The organism is Hwanghaeella sp. 1Z406 (genome assembly GCF_048892425.1).
Taxonomy (GTDB): domain Bacteria; phylum Pseudomonadota; class Alphaproteobacteria; order UBA8366; family Aestuariispiraceae; genus Pacificispira.
In genome coordinates this window covers 158,091-181,098 of sequence record NZ_JBLZHU010000006.1, presented here as the reverse complement: position 1 = coordinate 181,098, position 23,008 = coordinate 158,091, and the positions used below count along the sequence as shown (strand labels likewise).

Annotated in this window: 21 protein-coding genes; 4 read left to right on the top strand and 17 right to left on the bottom strand. The window is 56.2% G+C overall.

Translation table 11 applies throughout. The annotated features are described in order from the left end of the window. Nucleotides 1–25 precede the first annotated feature (25 nt). Nucleotides 26–1,375, bottom strand: a complete 1,350-nt coding sequence (proS, locus tag ACOSDR_RS13455; protein WP_420731594.1) for a proline--tRNA ligase — start codon at nt 1,373–1,375, stop codon at nt 26–28. An 88-nt stretch (nt 1,376–1,463) separates the two neighbouring features. Next, a complete protein-coding gene (locus ACOSDR_RS13450; RefSeq protein ID WP_420731593.1) occupies nt 1,464–1,988 on the bottom strand; it encodes a hypothetical protein in 525 nt (174 codons plus the stop codon). A gap of 104 nt (nt 1,989–2,092) precedes the next feature. Between ACOSDR_RS13450 and ACOSDR_RS13445 the strand changes: the two genes are divergently transcribed. Further along, nucleotides 2,093–3,376, top strand: a complete 1,284-nt coding sequence (locus ACOSDR_RS13445) for a tetratricopeptide repeat protein (RefSeq protein WP_420731592.1) — start codon at nt 2,093–2,095, stop codon at nt 3,374–3,376. Here ACOSDR_RS13445 and ACOSDR_RS13440 read toward each other — a convergent pair. The 14 genes from ACOSDR_RS13440 to ccsA all read right to left on the bottom strand — a co-directional run bounded on the left by ACOSDR_RS13440 (nt 3,373) and on the right by ccsA (nt 19,764). Then, complete coding sequence (locus ACOSDR_RS13440; protein ID WP_420731591.1) at nt 3,373–4,191, bottom strand: inositol monophosphatase family protein; 819 nt, start codon at nt 4,189–4,191, stop codon at nt 3,373–3,375. The genes ACOSDR_RS13445 and ACOSDR_RS13440 overlap by 4 nt on opposite strands. Beyond that, nucleotides 4,188–5,204 carry an Ldh family oxidoreductase gene (locus ACOSDR_RS13435; RefSeq protein ID WP_420731590.1) on the bottom strand — a complete coding sequence of 339 codons (1,017 nt, stop codon included), beginning with the start codon at nt 5,202–5,204 and terminating at the stop codon, nt 4,188–4,190. Before ACOSDR_RS13435 ends, ACOSDR_RS13440 begins: the two co-directional genes overlap by 4 nt. A gap of 159 nt (nt 5,205–5,363) precedes the next feature. Next, nucleotides 5,364–7,013: a chaperonin GroEL gene (gene groL / locus ACOSDR_RS13430; RefSeq protein ID WP_420723987.1), complete on the bottom strand. Its 1,650-nt coding sequence runs from the start codon at nt 7,011–7,013 to the stop codon at nt 5,364–5,366. Between the two features lie 92 nt (nt 7,014–7,105). Further along, nucleotides 7,106–7,393, bottom strand: coding sequence for a co-chaperone GroES (groES, locus tag ACOSDR_RS13425; RefSeq protein WP_420724112.1), 288 nt, complete (start codon nt 7,391–7,393; stop codon nt 7,106–7,108). A 188-nt stretch (nt 7,394–7,581) separates the two neighbouring features. Further along, nucleotides 7,582–8,940, bottom strand: coding sequence for a GTPase HflX (hflX, locus tag ACOSDR_RS13420; RefSeq protein ID WP_420731589.1), 1,359 nt, complete (start codon nt 8,938–8,940; stop codon nt 7,582–7,584). Between the two features lie 6 nt (nt 8,941–8,946). Then, nucleotides 8,947–9,204: an RNA chaperone Hfq gene (gene hfq / locus ACOSDR_RS13415; RefSeq protein WP_420723985.1), complete on the bottom strand. Its 258-nt coding sequence runs from the start codon at nt 9,202–9,204 to the stop codon at nt 8,947–8,949. Between the two features lie 176 nt (nt 9,205–9,380). After that, nucleotides 9,381–10,070: an HAD family hydrolase gene (locus tag ACOSDR_RS13410; protein WP_420731588.1), complete on the bottom strand. Its 690-nt coding sequence runs from the start codon at nt 10,068–10,070 to the stop codon at nt 9,381–9,383. Between the two features lie 14 nt (nt 10,071–10,084). Then, a complete protein-coding gene (gene trkA, locus ACOSDR_RS13405; protein WP_420723983.1) occupies nt 10,085–11,461 on the bottom strand; it encodes a Trk system potassium transporter TrkA in 1,377 nt (458 codons plus the stop codon). Between the two features lie 54 nt (nt 11,462–11,515). Next, complete coding sequence (locus ACOSDR_RS13400) at nt 11,516–12,922, bottom strand: sigma-54-dependent transcriptional regulator (RefSeq protein WP_420723982.1); 1,407 nt, start codon at nt 12,920–12,922, stop codon at nt 11,516–11,518. Then, nucleotides 12,912–15,281: an ATP-binding protein gene (locus tag ACOSDR_RS13395; RefSeq protein ID WP_420731587.1), complete on the bottom strand. Its 2,370-nt coding sequence runs from the start codon at nt 15,279–15,281 to the stop codon at nt 12,912–12,914. The genes ACOSDR_RS13400 and ACOSDR_RS13395 overlap by 11 nt, the downstream gene beginning before the upstream one ends. A 76-nt stretch (nt 15,282–15,357) precedes the next feature. Beyond that, nucleotides 15,358–16,815, bottom strand: coding sequence for a nitrogen regulation protein NR(I) (gene ntrC / locus ACOSDR_RS13390; protein ID WP_420723980.1), 1,458 nt, complete (start codon nt 16,813–16,815; stop codon nt 15,358–15,360). 5 nt (nt 16,816–16,820) lie between these two features. Beyond that, a complete protein-coding gene (locus ACOSDR_RS13385; RefSeq protein WP_420723979.1) occupies nt 16,821–17,966 on the bottom strand; it encodes a two-component system sensor histidine kinase NtrB in 1,146 nt (381 codons plus the stop codon). Next, nucleotides 17,966–18,988 carry a tRNA dihydrouridine synthase DusB gene (gene dusB, locus ACOSDR_RS13380; protein WP_420731586.1) on the bottom strand — a complete coding sequence of 341 codons (1,023 nt, stop codon included), beginning with the start codon at nt 18,986–18,988 and terminating at the stop codon, nt 17,966–17,968. The genes ACOSDR_RS13385 and dusB overlap by 1 nt, the downstream gene beginning before the upstream one ends. A gap of 101 nt (nt 18,989–19,089) precedes the next feature. Then, nucleotides 19,090–19,764: a cytochrome c biogenesis protein CcsA gene (gene ccsA / locus ACOSDR_RS13375; RefSeq protein WP_420731585.1), complete on the bottom strand. Its 675-nt coding sequence runs from the start codon at nt 19,762–19,764 to the stop codon at nt 19,090–19,092. Nucleotides 19,765–19,982: 218 nt separating this feature from the next. On the opposite strand from ccsA, the gene ACOSDR_RS13370 reads away from it, so the two are divergent. The 3 genes from ACOSDR_RS13370 to ACOSDR_RS13360 are packed head-to-tail and all read left to right on the top strand — an operon-like array spanning nt 19,983 to nt 22,140. After that, the gene (locus ACOSDR_RS13370; protein WP_420731584.1) at nt 19,983–21,188 is read left to right on the top strand and encodes a bifunctional 2-C-methyl-D-erythritol 4-phosphate cytidylyltransferase/2-C-methyl-D-erythritol 2,4-cyclodiphosphate synthase; all 1,206 of its coding nucleotides are present in this window, start codon (nt 19,983–19,985) and stop codon (nt 21,186–21,188) included. Then, nucleotides 21,185–21,652 (top strand): phosphatidylglycerophosphatase A, encoded by a 468-nt coding sequence (locus tag ACOSDR_RS13365; protein WP_420731583.1) that lies wholly within the window; start codon nt 21,185–21,187, stop codon nt 21,650–21,652. Before ACOSDR_RS13370 ends, ACOSDR_RS13365 begins: the two co-directional genes overlap by 4 nt. After that, nucleotides 21,649–22,140 (top strand): CinA family protein, encoded by a 492-nt coding sequence (locus tag ACOSDR_RS13360; RefSeq protein WP_420731582.1) that lies wholly within the window; start codon nt 21,649–21,651, stop codon nt 22,138–22,140. The genes ACOSDR_RS13365 and ACOSDR_RS13360 overlap by 4 nt, the downstream gene beginning before the upstream one ends. Here the strand turns inward: ACOSDR_RS13360 and ACOSDR_RS13355 are convergent. Continuing rightward, nucleotides 22,124–22,864 carry a helix-turn-helix domain-containing protein gene (locus tag ACOSDR_RS13355; RefSeq protein ID WP_420731581.1) on the bottom strand — a complete coding sequence of 247 codons (741 nt, stop codon included), beginning with the start codon at nt 22,862–22,864 and terminating at the stop codon, nt 22,124–22,126. The genes ACOSDR_RS13360 and ACOSDR_RS13355 overlap by 17 nt on opposite strands. Between the last annotated feature and the right edge of the window lie 144 nt (nt 22,865–23,008).

Genomic DNA, 23,008 nt, shown 5'->3' with positions numbered 1-23,008 from the left:
CGCCCTTTCACAGCGGCGGAAAGCCTTATTTGGACCCAGACAACTTAGCAAGGGCCGCTTCTGGAGAGAGCTCTTCTTTCTCCCCGGTTTTTCTGGATTTAAGCTCGACGATGCCATTTGCAACGCCTTTTGGTCCGATCACCACCTGCCAAGGCAGGCCAATCAGGTCCATATCGGCGAATTTCACACCGGCGCGCGTATCGCGGTCGTCATACATGACGTCCACCCCTGCGGCCTGAAGCTTGGCATAGAAGTCTTCGCAGGCTGCATCACAGGCCTCATCCCCCACCCGCAGATTGATCAGGCCAACGCGGAACGGGGCAACCTCTTCCGGCCAGATAATGCCGTTATCGTCGTGACAGGCCTCAATGATCGCCCCCAACAGGCGTGAGACACCCACACCATAAGATCCACTCTGGACCGTTGCGAAGCCGCCATCCGCCGTCTGAACCTTGGCGTTCATAGGCTCGGAATATTTGTCGCCGAAGAAGAAGATATGGCCGACCTCGATCCCGCGGGCCGTCATTTGACGATCGGCTGGAACTTCTGCCTGATATTTTTCCTCATCATGCATCTCATCGGTTGCCGCATAGAAAGACGTCACCTTGCCGATGACCTCGCTCATCTGGTCGGCATTGCGGTGATCGATATCCATGTTCAGCAGGTCCAGCTTCAGCAGATCCGTATCGCACCAGACCTGACTTTCGCCGGTTTCGGCCAGAATGATAAATTCGTGGCTCATATCACCACCAATGGGACCCGTATCGGCCGCCATCGGTATGGCCTTCAAGCCCATGCGGGCATATAGGCGCAGATAGGCAACGAATTGCTTGTTATAGGAGATACGGCCCGCTTCCTGGGAGATATCAAAGGAATAGGCATCCTTCATCAGGAATTCCCGACCCCGCATCACGCCAAAGCGCGGGCGGACCTCATCGCGGAATTTCCATTGAATATGATACATCATTCGGGGCAGGTCTTTATAGCTCTTGATATGTTCCGCAACGATATCGGTGATCATTTCCTCATTCGTGGGGCCATACAGCATTTCCCGCTCGTGCCGATCGGTAATGCGCAGCATCTCCTTGCCGTAATCTTCATACCGACCGGATTTGCGCCAAAGGTCTGCGGATTGGATCGTTGGCATTAGGACTTCATGACAGCCAATACGGTCCATTTCATCACGGACAATCTGTTCAATCTTGCGCAGCACCCGATAGCCTGTCGGCAGCCAGGAATAGATACCAGCAGATTCCTGCCGGATCATGCCTGCACGCAACATCAGACGGTGGGAGACGATTTCCGCCTCGCTGGGGGTTTCCCGCAGGGTGGGCATGAAATACTCACTCAAGCGGACGGCAGGGGACAAGCGCATCAGAAATCTACCCTTAAGGCTAAGGTTGTTAAGTGCGCGCAATCTAAGGCCTAGCGCCGTGAAGGTAAAGCCGCAGTCAGTGGATGCGCTATCGCTGAACGGCCTGCTGGCACAGGGCGATTATTTCTGCCTCGGTATCAGGTGTCAGGGCTTTGTCATTCAGGGTCAGCTTCCCGGATGCAAGATTGTATCGGACCATCCCCAGACTGGTTGATGAATTGGCAAACAGGGTCTGCAGCGTCGGATTTCCAGCGAAAACCATCGGATTCAGCGCCAGTTCGAAGGCGATCTCTTCCGGCAGGATATCCTGTGCGGTTAAGGTCCCCGGAAGAGTCGCCCCGGCAACGGCATTGCCCCGTATATCCAGCCCCGGAACATAGTCCGCACTGGGCACAACGGCGCGGCGCAAGACCGTCTGGCATTCCTTTTTAGACATACGCAACAGAAATTCAGGTTTTGCAGGGGGATAGGGCAGATTATCCTGTTCCCGCTCTGTTGTCGTTTCAGGCCCTGCGCCCGTGGCATTGGTGAATGGATGATCCGGCACTGTCTGCGCCGCAGCAGACATGCCAGACAATACGAGGATCAGGGCGGTCAAGAATACTGTCTTCATGCCCACACTCTCGCAATATCCAGGCCGGAATGGAAGGATGACAGATTGAAACACCGCCATACTGCGTTACGTTATAGCAACAGACGATCCAAAAGGCTCAGTTCATGATGGTACGCATTCGAACCCTTGCTTTCACCCTGTTTCTTTCCTGCCTTCTGCCGACGATCGGCTATGGTCAGATGCTAAACAACAGCCCGGACGGCGACACCCCGCAGAAAATGACCCAATTGCTGAGGGGCTGTCTGGGGGCAGGCAATACGCCCAGTCAACGACGCGACATATGCACAACATTGCTGGATAGTGAAATCCTGTCCACTGAGGGGCGCGCAACCGCCCTGGCCTATCGCGCATCGGCCTTTCTTGACCTCTTTGATTATACTGCGGCGCTGAGAGACTTTACCGAAGCACTTGATCTGGCGCCCAACAATATCGGCTTTCTGGATGGGCGCGCCCGCACATTTGACGATATGGGGGAGCATCAAAAGGCGATACAGGACTATGACCTGGCCCTACAAATCGCGCCAAAGGTAGCGGCACTTTATGCCGGTCGTGCCTCCAGCTATGCCCAGATGGGCAATATTGACGCCGCCCTGCGTGACCTTGATCAGGCACAGAAAATTGACCCGCTGGACATCAACACATTGGTGACGCTGGGTAATCTGCATGTAGAACTGAAGCAGTTCGATACCGCGCAGGCCGCCTATACAAAGGCCATCGACATCGATCCTAACCGGTATTCGCTGTATACCAGACGGGGCCTGGCCTATCTGTTCGGGGGCAATCCGACAGAGGCGCTCACAGATTTCAGTTTCGCTATCGACCATGGCGAAGAAAATCCGGATGCCCTTATGTTCCGGGGAATGGCAAATCAGCGGACCGATAACATCGATGCCGCGCTGGCGGATTATACCCAGGCGATCAATCTGGACCCGACACGGGCCGTTGCCTGGCATCGCCGCGGCATGATTTATATGGACCGCAAAGACTATCAACAGGCGTTTGATAATCTGAATGTTGCGGTCCAGATCCAGCCGATATCGGACTATTACAATTCCATCGCATGGTTGCTTGTCGCTGCGGAAGACAAATCCTTTCGCGACCCGAAAGCGGCATTGGACTATGTCGAAAAGTCGCTGAAACTGGACGAAAATGCCGATAATGCTGATACGGCGGCTGCGGTTCATACCCTGTTGGGCGATCAGGGTCAGGCGATGAAATTCTATCGCCTGTCCATGGAATTAGGCGGTGCAGATCGCGTTCAGATGTATCAGGAATACCTCCAGAAGCGCGGATACTATCAGGGCCCAATCGATGGTAAGATCGATGAAAAGATAGAGGCTGCCATTCAAGCCTTCTCGGAAGAGGCACTGGTTCTTCTGGTGGATTAAAAATCCAGCAACAGGTAATCGCGGATTGACGTCCAAACCTCTTTGTTTGGTGCGCTCAACAGACCGTGGACGCGTGTTCCGGCCTGATAGGGGGCATCGTCGATGCGCGCGACATGGCCGCCTGCCTCTCGGATCAACAAGGTTCCTGGCGCATGATCCCAGGGCCATAACCGTCGGTAAAAGCTGAAATGGCGCGACCCCAATGTTTGGGCCAAAAAGTCATGGCCGGCGCAGGATAGGGACACCAATTCGCCAAACCGCGCCCGCGCCGCACTACGCAACGCGCTGCGCTTGGGTTCATCAAAATACCAAGTATTGATCAAACCGACTTTCGCTGAATCTGCTGGCGGGTCTGGTATTATCAGCCGTGTTCCGTCCAGCCAGGCCCCCTCACCCTCTGCTGCAAAGACGGTGCGATTGGGAATGGGGTCATGGATCCAGCCCATAACCGGGCGGTTATTCTCCACCAGGGCCACCATCATGCAGAAGGTTTCACTCGCCTTGGTGAAGTTCTTCGTACCATCAATCGGATCAATCAGCCAGACAGGGCCTGGCGTATCAAACCGATCCAGGATGTCATTGGATTTGGAATAAGCCTCCTCCCCAACAACACGGGATCCCGGCAACAGGGCCGACAAAGCCTCTGTCAGGACATGTTCCGCCTCGATATCCGCGACGGTGACCAGATCACCGGGGGCCTTTTCGATGATTTCATGCTTTGCCAACCCATCAAAGCGCGGCAGGACGATTCTTTCCGCGACATCCCGCAGGATCGATTGAACCTTATCCGGATCAACCCGCGCCGCCGCTGTCACGCGGCCTCTCCGCGGGCATAGTCGCGCAACGTCTGAAATAGATTATCTGGAACCACGACCCCTTCCCGTGCCGCCTTCAGGCGATGCGCGTGGCGCCGGTCCCCCGGCAGGCGCACCCCGTCCTGATCCAGCATCGCCTGAAACAGAGTTTCGATCCGGGCGGAAAAATTCGCGCCTCCAAAAGCGGTCGGATCAATCGCCATAAAGAATTGTCCGATATCCGGCGGGCCACCGGCATCATTGCCCAAATCCGATGCCTCAAAGGACCAATTCGCCCCTGTCAATCCAGCGGCCATGATTTCCACCAATAACGCCAATCCGCCCCCTTTATAGCCGCCAGACGGGGCCATAGACCCCTCGCCCAGAACTGTCTTGGCATCGGTACAGGGATTGCCCATCGCATCCAGGCCCCACCCTTCCGGTATCGGCTCCCCCGCTTCCATCTTGGCCGCGATACTGACACGGGATGTGGCTGTAGAGGATTGATCGATTACCAGGGGCGGCTTGCCGTCACGGGGCACGCCAAAGGCAATGGGATTGGTGCCAAACAGCGGACGATTTCCCCCGGCCGGCGCCATGGATGCCGAGGCATTGGTGAAGCAGAATCCAACCAGTCCGGCCTTGGCAATGCGATCCACGAACCAACCGATCACGCCAGAGGCATAGGAATGCTGAATACCAAACCCGGCAATGCCGCAATTTCGGGCAAGGGTGTAGAATTTCTTCTCCCCCTCCACATAGGCGGGATGGCAGAACCCGTTGCGCGCATCGGCCATCAGGGCGGCCTTGCCGGTCTGCTTCACCTTCGGCACCGCAAGGCCTGAAACCTTTCCAACGCGGACATGCTGACAATAGTAAGGCAGATAGGCCAATCCGACGGCGCGGATGCCCTCGGCCTCCGCATCGACGATGCTGTCAGCCACAATGGACGCAGACTCTTCTAATGTCCCTGCCCCGATCAGTGCTGCCTTACTGAGCGCATGAACCTGATCAAGCATCAATGTGCGGGACATAAAGAGGGCCTCATTTGTAACTGTTATGGAGCCAACCTAATGGGATGCGCCAAAGGATTAAAGACTCAATCCAGACGCCTGATACAGAAAAAGGCCGCCGGACGGATCCGACGGCCTCAATCTTTAGTTTCTTAGGCGTAGGCTAGGTCAGCGTGATGCTTACATCATGCCGCCCATGCCACCCATGCCACCCATGTCGGGCATGCCGCCGCCGCCCTGGCCCTTAGGCTCAGGCTTATCAGCGATCATGGCTTCGGTGGTGACCAGCAGGCCAGCAACCGAGGCAGCATCCTGAAGCGCAGAACGCACAACCTTGGCAGGGTCGATGATACCGGCTTTCACCAGATCACAGAATTCGCCGTTTTGAGCATCAAAGCCCCAGTTGTGGTCTTTCGACTCCATCATCTTACCGACAATGACAGCACCATCTTCACCGGCATTGTCAACGATCTGGCGGCAAGGAGCCGTCAGGGCGCGACGCACGATGTCGATGCCCACGGTTTGATCATGGTTGGCACCTTCCATCTTCTTCAGGGCGTGGGTGGCATACAACAGAGCCGACCCACCGCCTGGGACAACGCCTTCTTCGACAGCGGCACGGGTTGCGTGCATGGCGTCGTCAACGCGGTCTTTCTTTTCTTTCACTTCAACTTCGGACGCACCGCCGACGCTGATCACGGCAACACCGCCAGCCAGTTTGGCCAGACGCTCTTGCAGCTTTTCACGGTCATAGTCAGAAGAGGTGTTCTCAACCTGCTGGCGGATCTGCGAGCAACGGCCTTCGATTTCTTTCTTCTTCCCGGCGCCATCGACGATGGTGGTTTCGTCTTTGTTGATGGTGACGTTCTTGGCCTGGCCCAGCATGGCAAGCGTGACGCTTTCCAGCTTGATGCCGGTGTCTTCGGAAATCACCGTACCACCGGTCAGGATGGCGATGTCTTCCAACATGGCTTTACGACGGTCACCGAAGCCCGGTGCCTTCACTGCAGCGACCTTCAGGCCCCCGCGCAGCTTGTTCACAACCAAGGTCGCCAGGGCTTCGCCTTCAACGTCTTCAGCAATGATCAACAGCGGACGGCTGCTTTGTACAACCTGTTCCAGAACGGGCAACATGGCCTGCAGGTTCGAGAGTTTCTTCTCGTGCAGCAGGATCATTGGGTTTTCCAGTTCGACAACCATCTTTTCAGAATTGGTCACGAAGTAAGGAGACAGGTAGCCGCGGTCGAACTGCATGCCTTCGACAACTTCCAGTTCCGTGGTCAGGCCTTTGGCTTCTTCGACGGTGATAACACCTTCGTTGCCGACCTTTTCCATGGCTGCAGCGATCATTTCGCCAACTTCTTTGTCGCCATTGGCAGAGATCGTGCCGACCTGTGCAACTTCAGAGCTGGTTTTGATTTTCTTGGCGCGCTTGGCGATGTCTTTGACAACCGCATCCACAGCCAGATCAATACCGCGCTTCAGATCCATCGGGTTCATGCCAGCGGCAACAGCCTTGGCACCTTCACGAACGATGGCCTGGGCCAGAACCGTTGCAGTGGTCGTGCCGTCGCCCGCCATGTCATTGGTCTTGCTGGCAACTTCACGCACCATCTGTGCGCCCATGTTTTCGAACTTGTCTGACAGTTCGATTTCTTTCGCGACCGTAACACCATCTTTGGTGATGCGCGGTGCGCCGAAAGCCTTGTCGATCACGACGTTACGGCCTTTAGGACCCAGTGTGACTTTGACCGCATCGGCCAAAATGTCTACGCCGCGGAGCATCTTTGCCCGTGCGTCTGTGCCGAATTTAACTTCCTTGGCTGCCATAGCAGTAGGACTCCTTAATAGTGGTTTGAGCCTGAATAATCAGCTGGCAATAAAAAAGGCGAGGATCCTTTCCCCGCCCCGTCATCGCGCTGTTATTCAATGATGCCCATGATGTCAGATTCTTTCATGATCAGCAGATCGTCGCCGTCAATTTTGACTTCGGTGCCGGACCATTTGCCAAACAGGACGGTGTCGCCCTTTTTGACGTCCAGCTTACGAACGCTGCCGTCTTCTTTGATCGTGCCAGAGCCCGCGGCGATCACTTTACCCTGCATCGGCTTTTCTTGTGCCGTGTCAGGAATAATGATGCCTGTTGCGGTCTTGGTCTCGCTCTCAACGCGTTTAACTAGTACGCGATCGTGCAGAGGCCGGAATTTCATGGTCATTTCCCCTTCAAAAACTTCGTCCTGGTCTAGGCGGGCCCACCTGATGTGAACCATCGCCCCCAATCTGTCCTGAGAAAGCGCTGTTAGCACTCCCCCTTAGTGAGTGCTAGCGCATATACGAATTGTTGTGTAATTGTCAATGGAGACGAACTGAAATAAGCCGGAAACCGCCAAAGAAAGTTTTATGACAGGGCTTTATAGCCAAAACGCTGTTCAAACCGCTTCCAATCGGTCGGATCCAGGGCCACGGTCAAAAGAACCGAGGTTCCGTCTCCAGCTTCCCGATCTGTCAAATCGTCCAGCACATCCCCATTTTCATGCAGCCAGGCCATAGCAGCGCCGTCACCGGCTGATATCTCAACATTTGCTTCAACGCGGAACCGCGCCAAGGCCTCATCAATGGCCGTCAGCAAGGGATCAAACCCCGTGCCTTCCATGGCAGAGATGGCAAAGGCATCAACATCCTCTTCCCCGGATCGGATCAGCGCGGCCCGCTGTTCCGTCGCGGCGCGGATATCGGCTGGCATTGTATCAACCTTGTTCCAGGCCTCCATAACCACCGTATCGGGTGCGATATCCAAAGAGCCTAGAACTTTCTCAACATCGGCCTTTTCGACATCAGTATCCAGGGCGGCGATATCACGGACATGCACCAGCACTTGGGCAGAGCGCACTTCTTCCAATGTCGCCCGGAAAGCCGCAATCAGATCCGTTGGCAGGTCAGAGATAAATCCCACCGTATCAGACAGGATCGCGGTGCGGCCCGATGGCAGAACCACCTTGCGCATGGTTGGGTCCAGGGTCGCAAACAGCATATCCTTCGCCATGACAGCGGAATCAGTTAACCGATTGAACAGGGTGGATTTCCCGGCATTGGTGTAACCAACCAGAGAGACAACCGGATAAGGCACCTTTTCCCGCGCCTTACGGTGCAGCCCGCGGGTTCTGGCCACCTGCTCCAATTCTTTCTTCAGGCGGACAATTCGCTCATCAATTAAACGTCTATCAAGCTCAATCTGGCTTTCCCCAGGTCCCCCGATAAAGCCCAGACCACCCCGCTGCCGCTCCAAGTGCGTCCAACTGCGCACCAGCCGGGACCGCTGGAAGGTCAGCGCCGCCAGTTCAACCTGTAAGCGCCCCTCATGGGTCCGCGCCCGTGCTCCAAAGATCTCAAGGATAAGCCCAGTACGATCAATGACCTTTGTTTCCAGGGCGCGTTCCAGGTTGCGCTGTTGAACCGGGCTAAGCGAGGCATCCACGATCAGCAATTCAACCTCAAGCGCGGCACACAAACCATGCAAACGCTCAACCAGACCACCGCCCAGCAATGTGGCCGGAACCGGCTTGTTCAGGCGCACATGTTCCGCATGAACAACGTCCAGTTCAATCGCCCGGGCAAGGCCGATCGCTTCTTCCAGACGTGCGTCCGGGTTCCGGCGTTTCAATGTCACGCCCGGTATTTCGGGATACAGCACAGCGGCGCGGCGGGCGCCGGTCTCCGACCAGCCCCACTCACCAGAGTCTTGAAGCTTTTCAGTCAAATCCGCTTAGCTTTCCTCGACACCATCCGTTTCGGATGGCTCGAATAATTGCACCGGCGTCGCCGGCATGACGGTTGAAATCGCATGCTTATACACCAGCTGTGAATGCGCATCCCGGCGCAAAAGCACGCAGAAGTTATCAAACCATGTAACGATGCCCTGCAGCTTTACGCCATTGACGAGGAACACCGTGACCGGAGCTTTGTTCTTCCGGAGATGATTTAAAAACGTATCCTGGAGGTTCTGGTTCTTGTCGGACGACATAAATGCCCCCTTTCCTTGCAACTTTGTTGTTATTAGCACAAACGCGCAGTCTAAGTTATTCTATCATCGGGGACTTTCCACAAGAATACGCTCTTAAACCCTGAAAAAGCCCGGGTTTAAGAGTTGTCGTATTTGTGTGGCAGGATCTTGGTCCCCACCAGATTTAACGCACACTATCAGATATAGGAACGATCCGTCGCCAAAAAAGCGTGCAGTGCGTCCAAATGGCCAAATATTCGCGCAGGCCGGCAATCCGCATATTCCCCATCCAGGTCCGGATCGGCATGAATAAGGATTGGCGTCAGCCCTGTTGCATGGGCAATTTGCATATCCACACCAGAATCACCGATGAAGTAGATATCCGGTCCGGGCTGTAAATCGCCGCCTGCATCGCGCAATCCCTGTAACGCCATGGAAACCGGTTCCGGGGATGGCTTGTCGCGTGCCGCATCCCCTGCCCCCACCAGTGCGTGAAAATACACATCCCAGTCCAGATGCGCAGCTTCTTTGCGAAGGAACCGCCCCTGCTTGTTGGAAATCACAGCCTGTGGAATGCCCTTTGTATGAACGGCGTGCAGAAAAGACGCTGCGCCAGGGGCCGCAACAAGCGCCTGCATATGGATGGCTTCGAATTCCGCATAAAAGATGTCGCGCGCTTCTTCCCACCGATCCCCGAACATGACGGGAAAGGAATCACGCATCGAATGGCGCACCCTGTTTCGGGTTTCAGCCAGCGTCCATTCCGGCATCTCCATTTTGCGAAACAGACCATTCATCGCGCCATGAATAACCGGCCAGGTGTCCACCAAAGTGTTGTCCCAGTCATACAAAATGGCTTTTGGCGGCGGCAGGTCAGAAGAATTCACGAATCAGCTTTCTATTAGAAATATTCTAGTCTTACAGCGAACATCTTTTCCATTTTCTTAACGGCAGAGGCAGCCGCCAACAGCACCACCCGGTCCTTCGTTCGAACCACCGTATCGGGCCGAGGGATAATCACCTCATCCCCCCGGATGATCGCCCCGATGATGACGCCGTTTGGCAGTTTGGCATCGCGCAATGCCTCCCCGACCAGGCTGGATGTTTCCATCGCTTCCGCCTCGATCAATTCAGCAAAACCGTCGCGCAGGCTGTGCACCTGACGAATGCGGCCCCGTCGGACATGCTGCAGAATGGTGGACGCCGTGATTTCACGCGGGCTGACGACAACATCAATCCCCAATGTCGTGATAAGGGGACCATAGGAGTTCTTGTTCACCAGGGTAATTGCCCGATCCACGCCAAATCGCTTACACAGCAGGGAACACAGAATATTGGTTTCATCGTCATCAGTGACGGCAACGACCGCTTCTGCATTGCGAATGCCAGCTTCTTCCAAGATCTCATGATCCAGCGCATCACCCTGGATAACAACCGTTGTCGGCAAGACTTCCGCCACTTGACGGGCGCGGTTCTTGTCCATTTCAACGATCTTGGCGGAATACCCGTCGGAACTGGATTCCAATTCTTCTGCCAGGGTGGTGCCGATATTCCCGCCCCCCACGATCAGAATGCGCCGGGCTTCCTTCTCCTCATGACCAAAGACGGACATGGCGCGGGGAACATGGTCGGTTTCAGCAATGAAATAAACATCATCCCCCGGCAGCATCTGATCGTCGGCAGACGGGATATGCATGGTCTCATTGCGAAAAATCGCCAAGACCGTGATGTTCAGATCGGGAAACAAGGAGGTCAACTGACGCAATGGCGTGTGGATGACCGGGCATTTGTCATCGCATCGCACGCCGATCACACGCACCTTGTCATCGCCCATGCGGATCATATCAAAGGCGCCGGGTGCGCGAATGCGCCGGGCAATCGCACGCGCGACCTCAATTTCCGGGGAGATAATGACATCAATCGGCAATTGATCCCTGGCAAACAGATTGGACCACATCGGGTTCAAATAGCTCTGTTGCCGGATCCGAGCGATCTTGGTCGGCACGTTAAACAAGGTATGGGCCACCTGACAGGCGATCATATTCACCTCGTCGGTGAAGGTAACCGCGATCAGCATATTGGCATCCCGCGCCCCTGCCCGTTCCAGGACATCGGGATGCGAGGCATGGCCGACAAAGGCCTGAACATCCAGTTGATCGTTAATCTTACCAATCAATTCGGGGGATTGATCAACAACGGTTACATCGTTGTCTTCCCCGGACAGATATCTGGCAATATGGAAACCGACCTGGCCGGCACCACAAATGACAACCTTCATATTCAGGCTCCCTTGCGCAGTTTCCGGTCCCGGACGGGGACCGTGAAAGGCGACTTATTCCTTGTCATCCAACCGACCGCGATTGGCACCGGCAACGCCCAGCCCCTTCAGCTTCCGGTGCAAAGCGGCGCGGTCCATGCCGACAAACTCTGCCGTGCGCGAAATATTGCCGCCAAACCGGGCCAGATGAAAGACCAGATATTCCCGTTCAAACGCTTCGCGTGCTTCGCGCAATGGCAGGCTCATCACCTCTGGTGCATGATCCCACCGCGATGCGGTTCCCGCAGCGGCCCCTATTGCCTGTCCGACCGCTTCTGCATGAATATGATCCTGCGATCCGCCCGGCGCCATCAGCAATAAACGCTCCATGACATTAGATAATTCCCAGACATTGCCAGGCCAATCATGCCCCTGTAGGGCCGTCAATGCATCCGCGCCCAAAATGCGGGGTGATCGGCTTTTCGCAGCGGCGGAGCGTTCCATCAAATGCACCGCCAGCAACGGAATATCTTCCCGTCGGTCACTCAACGGAGGCGCATGAATCGGAACCACATTCAGGCGATAGAACAAATCCTCGCGAAACTTTCCTTCCGCAATCAGCGCCTGAAGGTCACGGGTTGTGGTGGCTAGAACTCGGGAATTCACCTCTACCACAGTATCACCGCCAATGCGCTGAAACCGTCTATTGTGCAGAACCCTAACCATTTTTAGCTGGGTTGCCATATCCATATCGGCGACTTCGTCCAACAACAGTGTTCCGCCATGGGCTTCTTCCAGCACGCCAATCCGCCGGGGGTGTGATTTCGTCGCCTCGATCCCAAACAGCGCTTGTTCAAGCGTATCTTCGCTGAGCGTCGCACAGGTCAATACGACGAAACGGCCATTCTTGCGCAGGGATCGACTGTGCAGCATGCGGGCAATCGCCCCCTTGCCGCTGCCGGGCGGGCCGGAAATCAGAACACGGCTATCGGTCTGGGCCACTTTCTCAACGGCGCGCCGTACCTCTGCTATCGCGGAAGACTTCCCAACCAGGTCATCCAGCATCGCGTAAGGCGAGAGTTTGCGCAGCGATTCATTTTCATGCTTCAGGCGCGATTCTGTCAGGGCCCGTTCGATAGTCAGCAGCAACACATCAGTCTTGAACGGTTTAGAGATGAAATCATACGCGCCCTTTTTGGTGGCGGACACGGCCATATCGAATGTGCCATGACCGCTGATCATCACCACGGGAAGGCCGGGATGGTCGCGATGTACAATTTCCAGTATTTGAATGCCGTCATATTCGGAATTGGCCAACCAGACATCCAGAATCATCAGCGATGGCTGGCGATTGGCAACCGCTGCTAAGGCTTCCGCAGAATTCGACGCGCTGCGGGTTTGATAGCCTTCATCTTCCAGAATCCCGGATATCTGGGTCCGAATATCGGTTTCATCATCAACAATCAGTATATCATAAGCCATCGGTTACAGACCCTTTGGAGGACTGGTTTGAGGATGCCGGCGACGAGTTTTCGGACTCTGATGGTTCCGAAGGATCATCGGAAGACTCTTTCTGATCCAAGTCTTTTATCATCGGTAGGATCATTGTGATCAAGGCCCCCTGTTCCGGAGCGTCGTCCAGACTTAAACTTCCGCCGTGATCTTCCATGATCTTTTTTACGATCGCCAACCCAAGACCAGTCCCCTTCTTGCGGGTCGTGACGTAAGGTTCCGTCAGGCGTTCGCGTTGTTCCGTCGGCAGTCCCTTCCCATTATCCTGTATCGCGATGCGAACATGCCCGTCCTCAGCCTGGATGGAAAGAGCTATGCGTCCCTTATCTTGCGTCGATTCGTCTTCGCCGCGAGCTTTCGCCGCTTCAAAGCGCCCTTCAATCGCATCATGGGCATTTTGCAGCAGATTCGTCAGGACCTGGCTTAATTGCCGTCCGTCACAGCGCAGAATAAGCGGCGTGCTGGGGCCGTCAAAACTATACTCAACATCAGAATTCGCACTGCGTTGCAGGAACAGGCTTTGGCGACAGATATCGACAATATCCTGATTGCGCATCGATGGTGCTGGCATCCGCGCGAAGGAAGAAAACTCATCCACCATGCGCCCAATGTCATCCACCTGACGGACAATTGTGTCGATACAGCCTTCAAAGATCGCCGGATCGGTCGTTATCTCTTTCAGATACTTCCGCTTTAATCGTTCGGCGGACAGTTGGATGGGGGTCAGCGGGTTTTTGATCTCATGGGCGATACGGCGTGCAACATCGGCCCATGCGGCCTTTCGCTGGGCGGAGACAAGCGGTGACACATCATCGAATGTCGCAACATACCCCTGCAATTGCCCTGCTTCGCGCTCCACAACGATCCGCACGAACAGGGTGCGGGTTTCACCATGAGCATTCAGTTTGATTTGCGCCTCCACCGGGCGCCCCACACTGGCCAGGCGCGCGGAGTCCAGGGCTGCATGCAATTCGGGCAGAATATCGGTCAGTCGCTCCCCAATCAGGCTTTCCGGCTCCATGCCCAATAATTCCGTTGCCCGGCGATTGGGCAGGTCAATGCGGCCTTGACGGTCCAGACCGATCACACCGGCACTGACCCCAGCCAAAACAGCCTCAGAAAACCGACGCCGACCATCGATCTGGCGATTGGCTTCCATCAGCTCTTCGCGCTGCGAATATAACTGAGACGTCATGCGGTTGAAGGCCCGGCTGAGCAGCGCCAATTCATCATCGCCTTCGGATTCCACAACACGGGCATCCAGATCCCCTGCCCGCACTTTTTCTGTTGCACCGATCAAAGCACTGATGGGCGCGGAAAGCTGCGTCGCCAATGTCAGACCGATCCAAATCGCTGATAACAGCAAAAGCAAGGCAACCACCAGAAAGGCCAGGGCAAAGGATAACTGAATATCACTGCGTTGGGATTCCAACAGTTCAAACTGTGCCGCCGCGCCGCGCACCTGTTCAATGCGGGAAATTACCTGCGGGTCGACCAATCGACCGATAAACAGATAACTATCGGTAAAGGCATCCAGCTTCAACAAGGCCCGAACCCGATCATCCGCGCCGCCGGTGATCACAACAATATCCCCATTGGCCGCCGCCTGAAGATCCTGCGCAGCAACTGGCTCATATTCCAGCAATAGGGTCAGCCCGGCCCGTGCCAACACTTCCCGGGACGTTCCCTGAAAGATAATAGCCTCGGTCAGATCCCGAACGCGCAGTTGAATTTCCAACGTGCGATTCAAAACTGCGTTGTTCAACTGTAACTGACGGGCATCCCTGTTCAGATCGCGCGCCATGCGCAGGGCATCCGTGCGGATATTATTGCGATGCTCAATCAGATAGGATTCAGCCACCGCCCGGCTCTCAGTGACAGCGGTGCGCACCCGCTCGCTGAACCAGGTTTCAATCCCCAGATCAAAAAACATCAGAGAGAAGGTGGAGACGATGATGGCTGGCGTGACCGATAAGGCGGCAAACAAAGCGACCAGCCGTACATGCAGGCGCGACCCAGCCGATCCCCGTCGTCGATCGGACCACAGTGCAACAATGCGCCTGGCCACGACAAATCCCAGCAACAGCATGATGATCAAATCGATATAGATCATCACCACCAGGGTACTGGGACCGGCACCCAACGGCGTGGCCCCGGTAAAGGCAGCATAGGTCCCAAAACCGGCAAGAACCGCTGCAGACATCAATGCGATACCAAACAGGCGTGTCACCCGCTTTGAGGAAGACAGACGGCGCATCATAGCCTTCAACTGCTCCGTCCAGGAGCCAGAGGCAGCTTGCTTTGGGTGAGACTCGTCAGATTCCGGCATGGTCATCGCCAAGCAGGTTTAGCACAATTAGGCGGCCTGTCTGCAAGCGGAGTCTGCGCGCGCGACTGCGAAGCTGTCATGCATCCTTGCCACCGCGAACGACAGAGATATCCAAATCCCGAATTTTCTTACGCAGAGTGTTTCGGTTCAGGCCTAGCAACTCTGCGGTTCTGACCTGATTGCCACGGGTCGCATGCAAACTGATTTCGATTAAAGGGCGCTCAATCTCGCGCAAGATACGGGCATGCAGGCCGGCCGCTGGCAATTGATCGCCATGTGTGTCGAAATAAACTGTCAGATGGCGATGAACGGCATCCGACAGGCTTTCCGACCCCGGGTCTTGTGCCTCTTGTGGCCCGGTGAAACTGGGGGCTTCGCCCAATTCCGCCTCGATAATTTCCTGATCAATGCGATCCTGTGCGTATAGGGCCCCCAGGCGGCGTACCAGATTCTCCAGTTCGCGCACATTGCCCGGCCAGCGATGGCGCATCAGACGCTCCATTGACGCCTCTGTCAGGGTCTTCAGGGGCAGCCCCGATTCCGCAGCGCTGATCAGAAAATGCCGCACCAGATCGGGCACATCTTCGCGACGCTCCCTCAACGGCGGCAATCGAATGGGCACAACATTCAATCGATAATACAAATCTTCCCGGAACAGGCCTTGAGAGACCAGTTGACGCAAATCCCGGTGCGTTGCGGTGACGATCCGGACATCCGTCTTGATCGGATTGCGCCCGCCGACCATGGTGTATTCACTCTCTTGCAGCACCCGCAGCAACCGCGTTTGGGCTTCCAGCGGCATATCGCCGATTTCGTCCAGGAACAGGGTCCCCCCCTCTGCCAGCTCAAACCGCCCGGACTTCCGCTGTGTTGCGCCTGTAAAGGCACCGCGCTCATGCCCGAACAGTTCGCTTTCGATCAGGTCACGGGGAATGGCTGCCATATTGACCGCCACAAATGGTCCATTCTTGCGGCGGGAGAAATCGTGCAAGGCACGGGCGACCAGTTCCTTGCCGGTGCCGGATTCGCCACTGATCAGCACCGACAGGTCCGTACCCGTCAGTCGCGCGATCACGCGATACACATCCTGCATCGCCGCCGACCGCCCGATCAGCGGCATCGGCTCTTCTTCCGAATCATTGGGCGCGATATCGCCTGGATCGCTGACCTGGGACTTCAGGGCACGCCCGACTGTATCCACCAGAACCGTCAGATCGAAAGGCTTGGGCAGATATTCAAAAGCCCCGCGCTCCGTCGCCTTGACGGCGGTCAACAGGGTATTGCGCGCGCTCATCGCTATAACCCGCAGATCGGGGCGGATCTTTCGAATCTGCGGGATCAGGTCAAGACCATTGCCGTCGGGCATCACGACATCGGTTACGACCAGATTGCCCTCCCCCTCTGATACCCAACGCCACAAGGTCGCGGCATTGCCCGTGGCGCGCACTTCATAGCCCTGACGCGTCAACGCATGCGTGACAACCGTGCGGATTGCCCGGTCATCATCCGCGACAAGGATTGTTTCGCCGGCCATCGCGATTACTCCTTCCTACCGGTTTTCGGCAGCTTCTTTTCAGCCCTCAGAACAGGCAGCATCACGGAAAAGACGGTCCGTCGCGGGCGACTTTCAAAATCTATGACGCCGCCATGTTCCGATACCAGTTTCGCCACCAGCGCCAACCCCAGACCGGAGCCGCCGGATTTCGTTGTGATAAAGGGATCAAACAGATGCGGGCGCAAATCATCGGTTATGCCGTTGCCATTGTCCCGGACTGACACCACCAGGGGCAGATGCATCGGGGCGTCCAGGCCAGGAACTGCCAGACGAACGCCATGGCGATAGGCGGTTGATACAGTGATTTCAGGATCGCCCGGCGACCCTTCTGCCGCCGCTTCTGCCGCATTCTTTACCAGATTAAGGAATATCTGCACCAGTTGATCCCTGTCCCCCAAAATCGGAGGCAGCGAGGGATCGTAGTTGGAAATCAGCCGCATTCCCTTGCCAAAGCCATTGCGGGCAATTTCCAGCACACGGTCCAGCACCTGATGGATGTTGACCGGTTCACGGATTAAATGCGGGCGGTCGGAGAATATCTCCATCCGATCCAGCAATTTCACGATCCGGTCGGTTTCTTCGGTGATCAGAATGGTCAGCTGGCGGTCTTCGGCGGGTACCATGCTTTCCAGCAATTGCGCCGCGCCGCGAATGCCAGACAGCGGGTTTTTGACCTCATGCGCCAACATCGCGGCCAATGCGGTGACAGAACGTGCCGCCCCCCGTTGCGTCATGGCATGGTCAATCTTGCCCGCGATGGAATGTTCCTTGACCGTGATGACGATGCAATCCCGCCGATCTGCCAAGGGGGCCGCATCAACGGTAACCGTATGCGCCCCAAGGCGCGGCGTGGACAGCCGGACACCGTGCACGGTCATGGAACTGCCAACCCGCCGGGCACGATCAACGACTGCCAGGATCGGGCTGTCATGGGGGATCAAATCCTGCAGATTGACGCCAACCAGCATCGTTTCCGACCCTTGCAGGAAATTCTGACCGGCAGCGTTCAGAAAGACGACATCGTTATGTTCGTCGACAACAATGATCGGATCTGGAATGGAATCGATAACACTGTCAGCGCCAGGACGCGCTGGGCCACCCCCAAAGGTATTTTTGATCGCATTCAACACTAAGCGGCCTCCCCCAGACACTCTTGCTCTGTTTCAAAGGCGGTCCGAATGATCGCCTGTACGGCCCTGTAATCTTCCGCAGCCATGGCCTGGGACCGAAAGGCGGCCGCCCCGCCCAATCCCGCAATTGACCATGCGATATGCTTGCGGGCGATGCGCAATCCAATATCGATGCCGTGGTGGCTCAAAATACCGTCCAGATGCCGCAACAGAATATCACGCCGGTGGGCAGATGATGGCTCCGCCTTTACAACACCGTCGCGCAGATAGGTGATGGCGTGTCCCGGAAACCAGGGGCGCCCCTGCGCGCCGCGACCGATCATGACTCCATCCGCACCAGAGGCCGTCAGACAGGCATCGATGTCGGCAAAGCTCTTTATGTCCCCATTGGCGATTACCGGAATGGTGACTGCGGCCTTGACCGTCCGGATAAAGGACCAATCCGCGCTGCCGGTATATTTCTGTTCCCGGGTGCGCCCATGAACCGTGACCAGTTGAACGCCTGCATTCTCAGCCCGCCTGGCGAAGTCGGGCGCATTGCGGCATTCCTGATCCCAGCCGGTCCGCATCTTTATCGTGACGGGTGCGTCAATAGCAGCCACCACAGCGTCAACAATCGCCAGGGCCTGATCCAGGTCGCGCATCAGGGCAGATCCGCACAGCTTGCGTGTCACCTTTTTAGCGGGGCATCCAAAATTCAGATCAATGATATCGGCGCCTAAATCCGTGCACAGGCGCGCGGCCTCCGCCATGATTGCCGGATCATGGCCGGCCAATTGGACGATATGCGGGCCTGCCCCGCTACCGGCGCGCGCACGCTTCAATGTGCCGCGCGTTTCACGGATGGCTTCACCGCTGGCAATCATTTCAGAAACGACGGCTTGCGCGCCCAGTTCCTGGGCCACGGTCCGAAAAGGAAGGTCTGTCACGCCCGACATAGGCGCCAGATAAACCGGCGTCTCAATGCGGTGGGGGCCGACAGACAACCCTGAAAGCGTGCTGCTGTTTTTCTGTGCAGTCACAATGAACGCCCATTCTTTAGGCAGTTACGGATCGTGGGTTTTAACGTGGATTAAATGGTCTTACCAGACAATTTACGCAAAATTGTAGGATATGCGTCGATTTATCCGGACAAAACGTCGGTGACGAACTTCACGCCGGGATAGGCCAAAGTCACCAACAGATACGCCATCATGACAAATTGGGACGCGCGCCGCCCCCGCAATCCACTATAGCGTTGCAGGATCAACAACACGCCAATCACAACAAAGGCGGCAAAAGTCAGGACAGTTTTGTGATCCGGTTCTAGCAAACGTTGTCCATGTTCCACATGAATTGCGATGCCCGTGACCAGACCCAGTCCCAGCACACCCTCGCAGGTTGCCATAAGGCGGTCTTGCAGGCTTTCACCTTCCGCAACGGATGGCAAAGCCGACGCGACCGCGCCGCTGCGTTTTGCCTTCAAGGCACGTTCCTTAATGAACACCGCCAGGGCCGCAACCGCAGCCAGGGTCAACAGCGCATAAGTCATGACCGCGACGATGATATGAACGATCACCCAGATATCAGGCGGTTGGGCAAGGCTGTGGTCCCCCCGATTTGACAGAATCGCAAAGCCAATCAGAAAAGCGAGATAGGGCAGCGCCAGAACGATCAGACGGCGCGCCGCCTCCAGCCGCAGGGCCAGTGTCATCAGCAAGGTCAGTGTGGTCGCAACCGAAACCCAGATCGTGAAGGAAAAATCCGTGCGCCACCCTGCCTGTAACACCCCAAAGCACCAAACCGCCGGACCAAGCACTGCAAGCCCAATTACCGCCCAATACACAGTATTACGCGGCCAGTCCCGGACCGATGCCCATATAGCAGGACCCAGGCAACACAGAGCGATGATTTGAAAGACGGGCGACTCTATTATCATGGTGGGGTATATAGCATCCAGCGCGCCTGCCTGAAACGACAATCCTAAGACATCTGTGTCGCACCACATATGCCTGAAAATGAATTGGAAACCTGCTTATGCCTTCTGAGACAGCGCCTAGAGCAGATTGCACTTTTCACGCTGTGATCGTCGCTGCGGGTCAGGGACTGCGTGTTGGCGGCACCCTCCCCAAGCAGTATCGCCCCCTGGCTGGCGTTCCTGTTTTGCGCAGAACGATTGATCAATTTCGCACCCATCCCGGCCTGGGTAAAATCATTGTCGTCATTGGCGAGGGACAGGAAGCATTATGCGCCCAGTCCCTGGCTGGCCTCCCTGATATTCAAATCCAGCACGGTGGAAACACAAGACAGTCCAGTGTTTTAAAAGGGTTAGAGGCATTGTCTCATGTAATGTTTCCGTCCAATCTGGTCCTGATCCACGACGCTGCGCGACCCTTTGTCAGCCATTCGCTAATGGATCGGGTGATCGCAGCAACGGTGCAGGTGGGCGCTGCAATTCCCGCCCTGCCTGTAATCGATACGCTGAAACAATCACAGAACGGTCAGACGATACAGGCAACAGTATCAAGACAGGGATTGTATCGCGCGCAAACACCTCAGGGGTTTCACCTAGAAACCATCTTAGACCTGCACCGCGCCGCACAGAATGGACCAGAAGCAACCGATGACGCCGCCCTGGTGGAACTGGCAGGCGGTGCGGTACAGTTGGTAGAGGGGGATGCTGCCAATGTTAAGCTGACGACAGAGCGCGACTTTCAGGAGGCCGAACAGAAAATGGCATCATTAATGGAAGCCCGAACCGGCACCGGCTTTGACGTGCATCGATTTGAACCCGGTGATGCTGTGTGGTTATGTGGTGTCAGGATTCCCCATTCACAGCAATTGAAAGGGCACAGTGATGCCGATGTCGGCCTGCATGCGATCACAGACGCCCTGCTGGGGGCAATTGCACAAGGTGATATAGGCGACCACTTCCCCCCCAGTGATCCACAATGGCGCGGGGCGGCATCCGACCAGTTTCTGCGCCATGCCGCCATGCTGGTTGCCCAATCCGGCGGGCGCATCCTGCATATCGATGCGACCCTGATCTGTGAAGCGCCGCGCATTGGTCCCCATCGACAGGCCATGCGGGAACGAATTGCGGATATCCTGCACCTGTCGCTGGACCGCGTATCTGTGAAAGCCACGACAACAGAAAAGCTGGGATTCACGGGGCGCGGGGAAGGCATTGCCTGTCAAGCCGTCGCCACGGTTTCTTTAATGCCCAAAGAGGATGTTTCATGAGCCCTGCACTCCTGATCGCTACCTGGTTTGGCAGCGGCTTGTTAAAGCCCGCCCCCGGAACATGGGGCAGCCTGGCTGCCATTCCCTTTGCCTGGGCCATCGTTCATTTTGGCGAAAGCTGGTTTCTGCTGCCTGCCGCTGTGATCCTGTTTCCCATTGGGGTTTGGGCCGCAAATGAATATGACAAGGTGAAAGGATCCCACGATGCCTCTGAAATTGTAGTGGATGAAGTAGTCGCCGTCTGGATCACGCTGGCCTTCGTTCCCTTCACCTGGCAGCATGTCCTGGCCGGGTTTCTGTTGTTCCGGTTCTTTGATATTCTGAAACCCTGGCCGATCAGCTGGGCAGATCGTCAGGTTTCCGGCGGATTTGGGGTCATGATAGACGATGTTATCGCCAGCTTTTACGCCGTGGCGTGCTTGTTTGGCCTGGGGTTCCTCATAACTTGGATCGATACTTTATGATGGATTCGGAACTATATGATATCGCGGAAGAAACTTTAGATCGACTTCGGGCCTCATCCTATATGATTGCCACAGCAGAATCCTGTACGGGTGGGATGATTGGCGCGGTCTTGACCGCTGTTCCGGGATCGTCTGACGTCGTGGATCGTGGTTTCATCACCTATACCAATAGTGCAAAGACAGAAATGCTGGGCGTGGATGCGGCCCTGTTGGGTCCGGGTGGGCCCGGCGCTGTTTCCAAGCCTGTTGCGCAACAGATGGCGGAAGGGGCCCTCTCCCGCTGTCAGGCACAGATTGCCATTGCGGTCACAGGTGTTGCTGGCCCCGGTGCCTCAGAACGCAAACCGGCGGGCCTTGTCTTTATCGGGTGTGCCATGCGGGATAAACAGACGATCGTTGAGGAACATCACTTCCCAGGTGATCGCGCTGCGGTTCGGCGCGCCACGGTGCTTGCCGCCCTTGCATTAGCAGTCAGGCAGGCTTGTTAAGGGCGGGCACAACCTGCCCCGGCCCGACAAGCCGCACCAGATCGCCCAGAGGATGGCCGGTGCGACTGCCATAACGCTCCAGCTTCTCATCCCAATCATCAAATGTATCGATCAGCGCCTTGGGATGTTGCAATGGCTGCCAGGGCGTCTGTTTCAATCGCTCAACCGCATCCGCTAAGGGTGCCAGGGTCGTGTCTTCGATAGGTCGATCCAACATCGACAGCTTATCGCCATGCAACGCGAAGGCTGCCAGAAGGATGCCGGACGTTTCCGCCGCCCGTCCCCCGTTTGAAAAGGTAAAGCTGACCTGATCAAACAGCACCGTGCGCACGCGTCCTTCCAACAGCAGACACAATTTGACTGCGTCCTCCGCATCCCGCAGTGCATGATCACGGCGCGTATAAAACAATATATGCTGGACCTTCAGCAGGCTGTCGCGCGACAGGCTTTCCAAAATCCGCTGACTGGCGTGATAGGTCTCGTAAGCGCTGGGCCGGGCCAGGCGATGCAGGCGCACCGTTTCCGTGCTGCCATCGGTTTCGGTCTCAACGCCAGCCTGAAACAGGGCGCGCTCCAGGGCTTCCAATGTGCTGGCCCTTGGGTCCCCGATACCACGCTCGATATTGTTCAGGGTCGCCAGAGAGACCCCTGCCGCCTTGGCAAGTTCGCTCTGTTTGATGTTTAACAGTGACCGACCGGCCCGGATCTGCGCCGTTGTGATCACCGGCATCCCTCCCACACTGCGTCGAAACTAGGGATAATCCCTAGTTTAATGTGTATGAGATACATGACTCGGCGAAAGGCCACAAGATATCGCATGGCACTAGAATTCTGGGCGCAAGTTTCGCTGTTGGTCTATCCGGGCCAT

Coding starts and splice junctions, on each gene's coding strand:
- ACOSDR_RS13445 (WP_420731592.1), top strand. CDS start 2,093: ATGATGGTACGCATTCGAACCCTTGCTTTCACCCTGTTTCTTTCCTGC.
- groES (WP_420724112.1), bottom strand. CDS start 7,393: ATGAAATTCCGGCCTCTGCACGATCGCGTACTAGTTAAACGCGTTGAG.
- groL (WP_420723987.1), bottom strand. CDS start 7,013: ATGGCAGCCAAGGAAGTTAAATTCGGCACAGACGCACGGGCAAAGATG.
- ACOSDR_RS13370 (WP_420731584.1), top strand. CDS start 19,983: ATGCCTTCTGAGACAGCGCCTAGAGCAGATTGCACTTTTCACGCTGTG.
- ACOSDR_RS13450 (WP_420731593.1), bottom strand. CDS start 1,988: ATGAAGACAGTATTCTTGACCGCCCTGATCCTCGTATTGTCTGGCATG.
- ntrC (WP_420723980.1), bottom strand. CDS start 16,815: ATGGCCGGCGAAACAATCCTTGTCGCGGATGATGACCGGGCAATCCGC.
- ACOSDR_RS13365 (WP_420731583.1), top strand. CDS start 21,185: ATGAGCCCTGCACTCCTGATCGCTACCTGGTTTGGCAGCGGCTTGTTA.
- ACOSDR_RS13395 (WP_420731587.1), bottom strand. CDS start 15,281: ATGCCGGAATCTGACGAGTCTCACCCAAAGCAAGCTGCCTCTGGCTCC.
- ACOSDR_RS13435 (WP_420731590.1), bottom strand. CDS start 5,204: ATGTCCCGCACATTGATGCTTGATCAGGTTCATGCGCTCAGTAAGGCA.
- ACOSDR_RS13360 (WP_420731582.1), top strand. CDS start 21,649: ATGATGGATTCGGAACTATATGATATCGCGGAAGAAACTTTAGATCGA.
- proS (WP_420731594.1), bottom strand. CDS start 1,375: ATGCGCTTGTCCCCTGCCGTCCGCTTGAGTGAGTATTTCATGCCCACC.
- trkA (WP_420723983.1), bottom strand. CDS start 11,461: ATGAAGGTTGTCATTTGTGGTGCCGGCCAGGTCGGTTTCCATATTGCC.
- hfq (WP_420723985.1), bottom strand. CDS start 9,204: ATGTCGTCCGACAAGAACCAGAACCTCCAGGATACGTTTTTAAATCAT.
- ACOSDR_RS13400 (WP_420723982.1), bottom strand. CDS start 12,922: ATGGCTTATGATATACTGATTGTTGATGATGAAACCGATATTCGGACC.